Genomic DNA, 12,634 nt, shown 5'->3' on the forward strand with positions numbered 1-12,634 from the left:
CATAGGTGTTGAGCTTTTTTTGAGAAGGCATGGTTATAGCGAGGGGATTCATGGTGGAATAATCAAAAAAAGCGCAACAACGACGGCATTGGTCCACGCAAACCATACGCTGCTCCAGGGTAGTCTGCACAATCGTTTGGCAACGCTTGGCAATCTAACCCATGGCACCAATGGCGTTATTCCATTCTGCACGCGGCGGGTTTCGTAAATAATTGCGTTGCAAAAATATGCTATCTCTTTTTGAAAATCAGGTGTTTGGGGATTTTAACCCACTTTCGATTCACTGCAATTTTCAGCGTACTGCCGCCATCTTGCTGCAATTCGAAGGTGCCGTCAGGTAGCCTTTTTAGTGTGGCTTCAAGGTCTTCGCTGCCATAGTCGTTGGTGATGGCGAGCTTAGCTGTCGTGGAATCTTTGAGTTCTACATTGGTAAAGAGCCACTTACGCACATCTCTTTTTGCCCCAAAATAGCCCGGAAGGTCTCCAAAAATCTCTTGTCCTGGCACCTTAATCGTATTATGATAGAAGTCCATTTCTATGTAAACTTGATATTCATCGTTATATAAATATCCCTTGAAAACATTGTCTTTCTGTGCGTGTAGCGTCAAAACAGCAAAGAAAGCGCATAAAACGAGTAATACTTTCTTTATCATTTATCTTTCAGTTTTAGTTACAAAGATATATTGTTTCATCAAGAAAACGGCATGATTATTAAAAATATAGGTGGTAAAACTTGTTTTTTTAGAATTTTATATTATCTTTGCGACACATTATTAGTCTTTGTAATGGGTAAGAAGATGAGTATTCCCGATTATATTTTTGAATCAAGTTGGGAGGTATGTAATAAGGTAGGCGGCATCTATACCGTGCTATCTACACGAGCAAAAACTTTGCAGGACGAGATGAAGGACCATATAATATTCATTGGTCCCGATTGTTGGAAGGAGAGTTCCAGTCCTTATTTCATAGAAGATGAAAGCTTATTCTCGGCATGGCGACTGAAAGCGCAGGCTGAAGAGGGGCTAAAGATGAAAATAGGTCGGTGGGATGTTCCCGGAAAACCTATTGCAGTGTTGGTAGATTTCCAGCCTTTTTATGCTGAAAAAGACCAGATTTATGGTCAACTTTGGGCAGATTTCAAGGTTGATAGCCTTCATGCATATGGTGATTACGATGAAGCCAACATGTTTTCTTATGCAGCTGCAAAGGTTGTTGAAAGCTTTTATCATTATTATCTTAGTCGGGATGCGCGTGTTATCTATCATGGTAATGAATGGATGACGTGTCTTGGCTTGCTGTATATCAAGAAACAGGTTCCTGAAATCGCTACAATCTTCACGACACATGCCACGAGTATTGGTCGAAGTATAGCCGGAAATAACAAGCCTCTCTATGAATATCTGTGGGCTTATAATGGTGATCAGATGGCCGCGGAACTCAATATGCAAAGCAAACACTCAATAGAGAAACAGACAGCACATTTTGTTGACTGCTTCACTACAGTGAGTGATATCACTGCTTTGGAGTGTAAAGAGTTGTTGGATAAGCCAGTAGATTTCGTACTTCCTAATGGATTTGAAAATGATTTCGTTCCCAAGGGGGCGACTTTTACAGCCAAACGCAAGCAGGCACGCAAGAGATTACTTCGTGTGGCGAATGCACTGACGGGCGATTGCTTTGATGATGACACGCTGATTGTATCGACCAGTGGACGCTATGAGTTTAGAAATAAAGGCATAGATGTGTTTGTTGAGGCTATAAATCGGTTGCGTTTCTCCGAGAAACTCAATAAAAAGGTAGTTGCTTTCATTGAAGTGCCGGGGTGGGTAGGTGGTCCTCGTGAAGACTTGCAAGCCCGTTTGCGTCATGAAGAGACTTTCGACAGTCCGCTATCTCATCCTGTTTACACGCATTGGCTACACAATCAGGACAATGATAGCGTGTTAGGAATGATGAATTCGCTTGGAATGAACAATGAAAAAGATAGTCGTGTGAAGCTGATTTTCGTGCCGTGTTATCTCACTGGGCATGATGGCATCTTCGATTTATCCTATTATGATATCGTGTTGGGTAACGATTTGTGCGTTTATCCGTCTTATTATGAGCCGTGGGGTTATACTCCTTTGGAGGCCGTTGCTTTCAAAGTGCCTTGCATCACCACCGATTTGGCTGGGTTTGGACTATGGGCCAATCAGGTGAAAGGCAGTGATAGTGAGATTGAAGACGGTGTGAAAGTTGTTCATCGCACAGATTATAATTATGCCGATGTGGCCGAATCAATTAAGAAAACGATAGAAACTTTTGCCTCATTCTCGGCTACCGAGGTGAAGACTTGCCGTGCAAATGCCGAGAAACTCTCTCGAAAAGCTTTGTGGAGTAAGTTCATTGTTTACTATCATGAGGCCTATAATGCTGCCCTTAACAAAGCAGAAGCAAGAAAAACAAATAGTTATTGAGATTAATATAAATTGAGATTTATGAAAATTAAAGCTGATTACGTTAACACTCCTCAATGGAAGGAGTTGACAGTCAAATCTCGTCTGCCAGAACAATTGAAGTGTCTTGACGAACTGGCACATAATCTTTGGTGGGCATGGGATTATGAAGCACGAGACCTTTTCAAGAGCCTTGACGAGGCTTTATATGAAGAAGTGCAACACAATCCAGTCGTTTTACTTGAGCGTTTAAGCTATGAACGCAAAGAAGCCATAGTAAAAGACAAGTCACTCATGAAGAAAGTGAAAGACGTTTACGCCAAGTTCCGCGCTTATATGGATGTAAAGCCAAACAAGGAGCGTGCATCGGTGGCATACTTCTGTATGGAATTCGGTATAACTCAAGTGCTAAAGATCTATTCCGGAGGTCTCGGCATCCTTGCAGGAGACTATCTTAAGGAGGCATCTGATAGTAATGTTGACATGTGTGGCGTGGGATTCCTCTATCGTTACGGCTACTTCACACAGAGCCTGAGCATGGATGGTCAGCAGATTGCTAAGTATGAAGCTCAGAATTTCAATTCACTGCCAATCGAACGCGTATTGGATGAGAATGGAAATCCACTTGTTATAGATGTTCCTTACACCAATTATATGGTGCATGCATACGTTTGGCGTGCTAACGTTGGACGCATAAGTCTCTATCTTTTGGATACCGACAACGACTTGAACTCTGAATTTGACAAGCCTATCACCCACAGCTTGTATGGTGGGGACTGGGAAAACCGACTCAAACAAGAGATACTTCTCGGTATTGGTGGTATCTTAACATTGAAGCGTTTGGGTATAAAGAAAGATATTTATCATTGCAACGAGGGCCACGCTGCACTCTGTAATCTGCAACGTTTGTGTGATTATGTTGAGAGTGGACTAACATTTAATCAGGCAATGGAACTCGTTCGGGCCTCTTCTCTCTATACAGTTCATACGCCAGTTCCTGCTGGACACGACTACTTTGACGAGGCACTCTTCGGCAAATATATGGGTAGTTATCCCGCAAGATTAGGCATTTCATGGGATGAACTCATTGGAATGGGCCGACAAAATCCCGATGATCATAACGAACGTTTCTGTATGAGTACCTTCGCATGCAATACATGTCAGGACGTGAACGGCGTTAGTAAGCTTCATGGTTGGGTAAGCCAGAAGATGTTCTCTCCATTGTGGAAGGGTTACTTCCCAGAGGAAAATCATGTTGGTTACGTAACAAATGGTGTGCACTTCCCTACATGGGCGGCTACCGAATGGCGTAAAATCTATGATAAGTACTTTGACAAGAACTTCATGAACGACCAGAGTAATGAAGAGATTTGGCACGCTATCAACAATGTTCCCGATGAAGAGGTTTGGTCAACTCGTATGGCTTTGAAGCAGAAGTTAGTTGATTATATCCGTGAAAAGTTCACCGAGAACTGGCTTCGCAACCAAGGTGACCCTGCACGCGTAGTCTCTTTGTTGCAGCGTATCAACCCCAATGCGTTGATGATTGGCTTCTGTCGTCGTTTCGCTACATACAAACGAGCTCACCTTCTCTTTACAGATGTTGACCGTTTGGCTAAGATTGTCAACGACCCAGAGCATCCTGTCTTGTTCTTCTTCTCTGGTAAGGCTCATCCTGCAGACGGAGCAGGCCAAGGTTTGATTAAGAAGATCTACGAAATCAGTCAACGTCCAGAGTTCTTAGGTAAGATTATCTTCCTCGAAGACTACGACATGCAACTTGCTCGCCGTTTAGTTTCTGGCGTAGATATATGGATGAACACACCAACTCGCCCGCTTGAAGCTTCTGGAACATCAGGAGAGAAGGCCGAAATGAATGGTGTTGTCAACCTATCCGTACTTGATGGATGGTGGGTTGAGGGTTATCGTGAGGGCGCAGGTTGGGCACTTCCCGAGAAACGTACTTACGAAAACCAGGCTTATCAGGACCAACTCGACGCCGCAACTATCTATGGTTTGTTAGAGAACGACATCATACCAATGTATTATAACCGTAATAAGAAGGGTTATAGTGCCGATTGGGTGAAGGTCATTAAGAACTCTATTTCTACCATCGCACCTCATTACACGATGAAACGTCAGTTGGATGACTACTTCGATCGATTCTATAATCGTGAAGCTTTGCGTTTCAAGAAGCTCCAAGAGCATGATTATCGTCTTGCAAAGGACATCGCTTTGTGGAAAGAAACTGTTGCAGAGCGCTGGGATGGGATTCATGTTGTCAGCAAAGATACGTCATTGTTGGACACAGGGGGCGAGACAGGAAAGAAATATACGATGCGTTATGTCATCGATGAACAAGGACTTGACGACGCAGTTGGCTTGGAACTTGTGAGCTTAAAGAGCAATACTTCAAACGATGATCACGAAGTTTATAGCGTTCGTCCATTCAAAGTGAAAGGTCACGAAGGCAATCTCTATACGTTTGAAGCTGTAATCGAACCCGATGTTGCAGGCGCGTTTAGAAGTTGTGTGCGTATGTATCCGAAGAATGTCAACCTTCCTCACCGCCAGGACTTCTGCTATGTGAAGTGGCTTGACTAATAGATAACGATTTAGTTCAAATAAATTCTAAAGGAAACTGACCTTGCGTCGGTTTCCTTTTTTTGTATTTTCCGGTCGTGAAATGATGGGAATGAGTCGACGTTTCAAGTCATTTCGTCCCATGTTTTCAGTCACTTTGCGTGGTGATTTGACGTGAATTAGAAAATGGTTGTTCAAAAATATTCACGAAATTAAATTTATTTAACGCGATATTGTGACTTTGAAAAGAAAATAAAGTTAATTTCGCAGTATCAACCTTAGAAATTCTAAATACTTAGTTTGTTATTAAGTTGACCAACACTTACATACTATGTGAATTTCTTATTGCTTGTAATCTATCTGTTAAAAAATACACATAATGGGATTTATGAGATGTAATCTTTTATTAGGCACAATGTTGTGTTTCTCTTTGATGGGGCATGCGCAGTCAAAAACTACGCTGAGTGCAGAAGTGTTTGGTTATCAACGTGACATGGTTTACTTTGATTGCGTGCAGTCACCCTTTATTGCTGCCGAGTTTCATACTAACCCGGGAGAGGAACATCACTATTCGTTTAAGACCTCACAGCTGCAATGTATGTTAATCAATGGGCAGACTAATGTTCTGCTTATGCCAGGAGACAGCGTGCATGTGGTTGTGAAATATGACGAGAAGCGCGTTTCTTCGGTTGCTTTTAGCGGTACGGAGAAGGCCGTAGAAGCTAACCGTTTGCTGAGAAAGATTGCTGATTTGCGTCGCCAAATGCGCTATAAGAGCCAGTTGTTGGCGTGTGCCGTTGTCGATATAAAGCCCAAACAACGCCTTGATGACTCGCGTATTTTGCTTACGAAAGTACAGGAATTGGTGAAAGAAAACAATAAAAAGCTTCAGCCAACAACAGCAGAATATCTCCTTGCTGAAACCGAAGCAGCTGCCTATACCTCGTTCATGGAGTATCCACAAATGTATGCTGACATGCGAAAGACTCCCATTTCAGACCAAGAAATAGGTGATTATTGGAAGCTGATGGATGGCGTTTCACTGCGCAAAGGGCCTGGAGCTATGCGCTGCCCTGAATATATTAGTTTCTTGATGCGCTATTGTTTTTATGAAAATGAGAAGCAGGCGGTGAAACAAGGAAAGAAATATGAGGCGCCACAAACATTGGAAACCATGTTCCAAGCCTTAGCCTCTTATTATAAAGGTGTGCAGCGTGACGCCGTGCTTTACCAATTGTTGGTGAACTTTATCCGTAATGGAAAGGAACTTGAACGCGTTAAACCTCTCTTGAATGCGTACAAATCTAAATACAATCTTGATAAAACCAACATTGAAACGCTTGAAAAACTGTTGCAATGATCAATCTCTCATGTGCTGAATAAGTTATTTTCGGTAGTTAATCTAATAGTCATTAAAGTCCATAAACACGTTAATTTTTATGGAGAAGCTAAAGTTTAGTATTCTATCCCCTAATGCATGGCTCGCCTTGCTGTGCTTCCTTTTCTTGTGTCAACTTCCACTTCTTGCGCAAAGGTCAGCCGAAGACGAGTGGAAGGACACGCCCATCACGTTGCGAATCAGTAATGAACCTCTCGGAGTTGTCATTGAAAAGGCTGTGAAACAAGCCGGAGCAACGTTAGAATTCCAAGATGTTACGCTGGTAGGAATAACAAATCCCACGTCGTTAAACGTGAAAGATCTCTCGTTGGATAAGGTGTTGGGTCGCCTTATCGGTGATCAGAACGTATGGATAAGGTATGAAAGCGGTCGGCATGTAGTCATTTCACCCCAGCGCAACGCTGTTCCTGCAAAGAATATGTACGCTGTTGAAGGTGTTGTTACTGATGCAAAGACGGGTGAAGCGCTTATCGGCGCAACGGTAGTGGTTACAGATGGCACCGCAAGTGGTGGCATCAATGGTTGTGTTACCGATGTAAATGGAAAGTTTTCTTTGCAGGTTCCGCCAAAGGCCTCTATCAAAGTAACCTATATGGGCTATGAAACCTACTCCATACAGATTACTCGTAAGTCGGTAGACCTAAAGATAAAGCTTAAAGAAGACGGGCAAACCATCGACGAAGTTGTTGTAACTGGTTTGAGCAAACGCAAGAAATCGAGCTTTACTGGCAATTATGTTTCGGTGAAAGGAGCCGATTTGCGCAAGCTCAATCCTACCAATATTCTCAAGAGTTTGCAGTTCTATGACCCGAGTTTCAAGGTGTTAGAGAGCAACACTCAAGGCTCTGACCCCAATGCTCAGCCTGAATTTCTTATTCGAGGTGACCAGAATCTCGGCACAACTTCATCGCTTAACAGCATGGATTTGTTGTTGGATAATGTGTCAAGTCGCCCAAATACGCCCTTGTTTGTACTCGATGGCTTTATTGTTTCGATGAGCCGTGTGTTGCAACTTGACCCAGAACTCATTGAAAATGTAACGATATTGAAAGATGCAGCGGCTACAGCCATCTATGGTTCTCGCGCATCTAATGGCGTGGTTGTCATCGAAACGAAGGTTGCTCCCGATGGAGTGCTCTCCGTAAACTATAATGGTGGCCTCACGGTTCAAGTGCCCGACTTGACCGATTACAAGTTGATGAATGCCAAAGAGAAACTACAGATGGAGTGGGATGCAGGAGTTTATGACCCCACTTCAGCGCAAAGTATGAATGTTTACAATCGTTTGTTGCGCAATGTCTTGGCAGGTGTCGACACTTATTGGCTTAGTAAGCCGCTACGTACAGCCATAGCACATCGTCATACGCTTACCGCTGCAGGTGGAACTGAGGTGTTCCGTTACAGCTTGAGCGTCAATGCAACCTCTACACCGGGTGTGATGAAGGGCTCAAGTCAAGGGTTGAAGAGTCTGAACTTCAGCATGTCTTACCGCAAAGAGGAACTCTCCGTAGGGGCAAACATTAATCTTGCCGGCAGCAATGGCTACAATTCACCTTATGGTTCGTTCTCAGAGTACACGCGTGTCAACCCATATTATCGTCCAACGAATGACTATGGAGAGTATCTTCGCCAGTTAGATAACCACACAGGTTCAGGCAGTGTACCTATCAGTAACCCCTTATATAACGCGCATGTTGGTATAAAAGACTTCTCATCTAACACCAATATATCGGCTGGATTGAACTTAGAATATCGGTTGTGGAAGAACCTTCGCATGACAGGTAACTTCTCCTTCGTACGTGGAATGGCACGCACGGAACGATTCTTGCCAGCTGATCATACCTCGTTCTTAACCGAGTTAGACCCCACTTTGCGTGGAAGTTACTCGAAAAACACGGGTGATATGCAGTCGTGGTCAAGCAATATAGGCTTCAATTGGAATGGAACTTTCAAGAAACATCTGTTGAGTGTATTCGGCAACTGGACCGTTTCAGAAGATAAAAGCAATTATGTTAACCTCTTTGCTGTAGGCTATCCAGACAATCATATGGATGATTTCATCTTTGGAAATAAGCTTACTACGACGCCAAGTGGTTCTGAAGCAATCTCCCGTTCTATGGGATTCATCACGCAGTTGTCTTATAGTTACGACAATAAATACTCGGTAGACTTCAATGTCAGCAGTGAAATCACATCACGTTATGCCGACCATCATCTCACTCCTTTCTGGAGTTTAGGTGCCCGTTGGAATGCACATCGCGAGAAATGGCTGGCAGGTCGCATCTCAAACTTAGTCTTCCGAGCTACTTATGGCATAACAGGCTCACAGAATTCCAGCCAAGCTGATGCCATCGAATACTACACTTTCAGTCGCACAATGCGTCCTTACACCTCGTTCTCTACGCTGGGTGCTGTGCTGTCTCGCCTGAATAATCCAGATATTAAATGGACAAAGACCGACAATTTAGGCCTTGGTGTTGATGTCGGTGTATGGAAAAACCGAGTTAATTTGTCGTTCAACTATTACAATAATATTAGTCGTCAGCTGCTAACTAATTACGATTTAGCTCCTTCAACGGGCTTCGAGTCGCAGTATATTAACGCTGGAGAACTACAAAACAAGGGTTTCGATGCAACGTTAAGTGTTATTGCTTTGCAGAACATTCGAAAGCAATTCTATTGGACAGTGGCTGTAGGCATGAACCATAATCGCAATAAGATCCGCAAGATCTCAGACTACTTACGCAAGATGAACGAGGAACAATTGAAGTCAAAGTCGGCACCTTTGCCCATCTATCAAGAGGGAAAGTCTACTACAACGTATTATGCTGTGCGCTCTTTGGGTATAGATCCGATGACGGGTAGAGAGGTATTCTTGACCAAAGATGGTGAAAAGACCTTCGTTTGGAACCCTGCTGATAAGGTTCCTGTGGGCGAAACTACACCGAAAGTCAATGGAACCATTAGCTCATCTGTTAACTGGCGCGACTTCTCTTGTACGTTAGGATTCATCTTTAAGTGGGGAGGCATCGTGTATAATCAAACATTAGTCGACAAGATTGAAAACAGTAATATCGCTTATAACTTAGATCGTCGCGCAGCTTTTGACCGTTGGCACAAGCCAATGGATATCGCAAAATACAAGAGAATCGATGTAAATGGCTCGGAAACTCCTGCTTCTGACCGCTTCATTATGAAAGATAATGAACTCAAACTGGCCAGTATCAACTTAGGTTATCGCTTCAAACAGACGCAATATAAATTGTTACGTCGCCTGAGTATTGATGTCTTTACGCTTAATTTCACTACAAACGACCTGTTAAGGCTCTCTACTGTGAAGATGGAACGTGGTCTTTCTTATCCTTTCTCACGTTCTTATACGATGTCGTTCTCTATCATCTTTAAATAAATTCAACGCTATGAAAAGACTAAAGTCTCAATATATCTTTCGCCATGTGCGTCGTGTTGCCGCAGGTCTCATAGGATGTTGTCTGCTCACGGCATGTTCTGATTGGTTTGATGTCGCACCAAAGACCGACCTAACCGCCGAGAAACTCTATTCCACGGAATCGGGATTTGAAAGCGCTTTGACGGGAATCTATCTGTCGATGGTTACCACTGAGGCCTACGGAGGTAACATGTCATTTGGCCTTCTCGACCAGTTGGCACAAGAATATGACTATCTTCCTGATGGAGCGGTAGACCAAACAGCCATCTATAACTATGCTACGACGACGTCAGCAGGCTTTGCCACCAAGCAGAAGTTAGCCCAGTCATGGCTTAAACTCTATAATGTGATTTCCAATTGCAATAACTTTTTGAAGTGGCTTAATAGCAAAGGAGATCAGGTTATCCGTAATGAGAACACGCGAAATAGCTATCGTGCCGAGGCGCTTGCTATCCGCGCATATTGTCATTTCGATTTATTGCGTGCCTGGGGACCATGGAAATATGGCATTGATGCAGCCGCAGCGTCGACTAAGTCAATCCCTTATCGCGTGGAAACCAATAAGGAAAAGATGCCATTATTACCCGCAAAAGACGTCATTGAGAAGGTGTTGAAGGACCTAACGCAGGCAAAAGAACTGCTCGCAGCCGAGAAAACACTCCGTCTTGAGGATAGCAACAGGCGGTTCCGCTTTAACTATCACGCGGTGAATGCCTTGTTGGCACGCGTCTATTGCTATGTAGGCGACGCCCCACATGCCATCGCTTGCGCACAGGATGTTATTGATCATTGCGGACTTCTTTTGAGTTCATCCAATCAAGACGACCCCATCTTGTTCTCAGAGTGCTTAGTTGCCTTGAACATGTACCACATGCAAGAGACTACTTCGCGTCTTTGGGCCGACGGAGATAAGTTCTCTACGCAGTATTTTATACGCCAAGAACGCTTCGATAAGTATTTCGAGGTGTCGGGATCTACGCGTGAAGACATGCGCACAAAGAGCGCAGCATTCTATGAACACTCGTCAACGAAGACAGCAATCTCACGAAAATATAACACGAACCCCCATGAGGCAGTGCCTCTAATCAGGCTTCCTGAGATGTATTTCATTCTTTGTGAGATGACAAACGATATGACGGCATCGGCAAAATACCTGAATCTCGTGCGCAACAAACGTGGATATTCCAAGTCGGTTAATGTCTCTTATACGAATGCTGAAGGACGTTTGACCGCGTTGAACAAGGAGTTCCGCAAGGAGTTTTATGCCGAAGGACAATATTGGTTCTTCTTAAAACGCCACGGAATCACCCAACTTCCTTATGCACAGAATGTGGAGTTGTCGAAAGAACGCTTTGTATTCCCATTGCCTGATGCCGAAAAAGAGTATGGCTGGACAGCCGCTTCTGAACAATAATGCAGGCACATCGAAGTTTCAATTCATTCAAAATGACAAGCATCATGATAAAAACTCAATATCAACTCATCATCGCCCTCTTCTTCGGCAGTCTGCTTTTGCAGTCGTGTTCAGAAGAAGTGGTGAAGACTTATTCGGCAGATGGCGATGGTGTTTATTTCAATTATGCCGACGAAGACGCACTAACGGCAACCGTAAACTTTGGAGATTCCATCCTAACCCAACCGAAAGAAATTGCTGTTCCGTTGCAGTTGAAGGTCATGGGACGGGCATCTGACGAGCCACGCAAGGTGATTTTGAAGGCGAAGGCCATGGAAGAACGCGGCGAAGCAAAGGTGGTGTTGCCCGAAGTAGTGTTCAATCCTAAGGAAATCACAAAGACAGTGAAGGTTAAACTCCAGCGTCCCACGATGCGAGACTCCGTGTTTGGTGTCGAGGTTTATATCGACAGTGAGGATGCTGGCTCACAGATTGGCGCCGGAATAAAGGGCTTTCAGTCGTTCAAACTCTATGCAAAAGAAAGCTATACCAAGCCCGCGCAGTGGGATAACATGTCACTTATCTATCTCGGTCCATGGTCGGCAGACAAGCAAATCATGTTAGTGAAGCTCACAAAGCAAGATAAATTCTATGCCTCTTACGACTATTATGCGTTCGTTCGCTGGAATTTGGCCGCCATAGATAGCTTGAGAACCTATCAAAAGGCACATCCACAAGAGGCTGTTACGATAGATATTCCGTTTACAAACGACAATACTTATGAGAAGCCATGGTATTGGACACCACTCCACGACCGCTATCTTGGAACCTATAACAGTAATGCTTTTGTTGGTCTTTGCAATGCTTTAGACATCACAACAGCTAATGAGCGCGCACAATTAACCGGAGATGAGGCCAAGATGAAAGCCTTGAATAAGAGTGCTGTAGAACAGATGATGACAAAATACAACACCTATTATTTAGACGGATGGCGCCCGGGATCTTCTTATAAGGATAATTTCTATGTGCCAATGCTATCGGATGTCGATTACAACGTAGTCAAACCGCAGGCATGGGATGACGAACAAGGAGGTAAAACCATGATAGAGAAATACTATGGAAGCTATTCTCCCGAGAAATATCGACTGATGATAAAGGTTTGGATGGCTCATCAGGGCGAAAACTTTGTGCTCAACCAGATGTTCCCTGTTAAGAATGAGTGGGGCAATGTGTCATGGGATGAGTCGATAGGAGGGGAAGATGCCATCAAGCAATGCAACCAACTCTTCCGCGATGCGGTGGCCCACGGCAGCTATTCATTTAGTTTTCCTGTCGTGCCCTAAGCGGAGTTGAATTTCTCTTCATCGGAAAATAGG

Annotated in this window: 7 protein-coding genes and 1 pseudogene; 7 read left to right on the forward strand and 1 reads right to left on the reverse strand. The window is 43.8% G+C overall.

Features of this window, described 5'->3' with window-relative positions; all coding sequences use genetic code 11:
* Positions 1 to 208 (forward strand): annotated as a pseudogene (locus tag HMPREF9420_RS14435) (hypothetical protein); the annotation flags it as partial.
* Positions 209 to 230: 22 nt separating this feature from the next.
* Here HMPREF9420_RS14435 and HMPREF9420_RS11570 read toward each other — a convergent pair.
* Positions 231 to 653 carry a hypothetical protein gene (locus HMPREF9420_RS11570; protein ID WP_007135899.1) on the reverse strand — a complete coding sequence of 141 codons (423 nt, stop codon included), beginning with the start codon at positions 651 to 653 and terminating at the stop codon, positions 231 to 233.
* Between the two features lie 144 nt (positions 654 to 797).
* Here HMPREF9420_RS11570 and HMPREF9420_RS11575 point away from each other — a divergent pair, with 144 nt between their 5' ends.
* The 6 genes from HMPREF9420_RS11575 to HMPREF9420_RS11600 all read left to right on the forward strand — a co-directional run bounded on the left by HMPREF9420_RS11575 (position 798) and on the right by HMPREF9420_RS11600 (position 12,601).
* The gene (locus HMPREF9420_RS11575) at positions 798 to 2,456 is read left to right on the forward strand and encodes a glycogen/starch synthase (RefSeq protein ID WP_044079259.1); all 1,659 of its coding nucleotides are present in this window, start codon (positions 798 to 800) and stop codon (positions 2,454 to 2,456) included.
* A 21-nt stretch (positions 2,457 to 2,477) separates the two neighbouring features.
* Entirely contained in the window at positions 2,478 to 5,039 is a 2,562-nt protein-coding gene (gene glgP / locus HMPREF9420_RS11580; protein WP_007135901.1) for an alpha-glucan family phosphorylase, read from the forward strand.
* A 358-nt stretch (positions 5,040 to 5,397) separates the two neighbouring features.
* Positions 5,398 to 6,378, forward strand: coding sequence for a hypothetical protein (locus HMPREF9420_RS11585; protein WP_044078957.1), 981 nt, complete (start codon positions 5,398 to 5,400; stop codon positions 6,376 to 6,378).
* A 79-nt stretch (positions 6,379 to 6,457) separates the two neighbouring features.
* Positions 6,458 to 9,826 (forward strand): SusC/RagA family TonB-linked outer membrane protein, encoded by a 3,369-nt coding sequence (locus HMPREF9420_RS11590; protein ID WP_007135903.1) that lies wholly within the window; start codon positions 6,458 to 6,460, stop codon positions 9,824 to 9,826.
* Positions 9,827 to 9,836: 10 nt separating this feature from the next.
* Complete coding sequence (locus HMPREF9420_RS11595) at positions 9,837 to 11,279, forward strand: RagB/SusD family nutrient uptake outer membrane protein (RefSeq protein ID WP_007135904.1); 1,443 nt, start codon at positions 9,837 to 9,839, stop codon at positions 11,277 to 11,279.
* Positions 11,280 to 11,323: 44 nt separating this feature from the next.
* Entirely contained in the window at positions 11,324 to 12,601 is a 1,278-nt protein-coding gene (locus HMPREF9420_RS11600) for a DUF4843 domain-containing protein (protein WP_222704246.1), read from the forward strand.
* Positions 12,602 to 12,634: the final 33 nt, after the last annotated feature.

The sequence above is a fragment of the Segatella salivae DSM 15606 genome, from assembly GCF_000185845.1.
Lineage (GTDB): Bacteria > Bacteroidota > Bacteroidia > Bacteroidales > Bacteroidaceae > Prevotella > Prevotella salivae.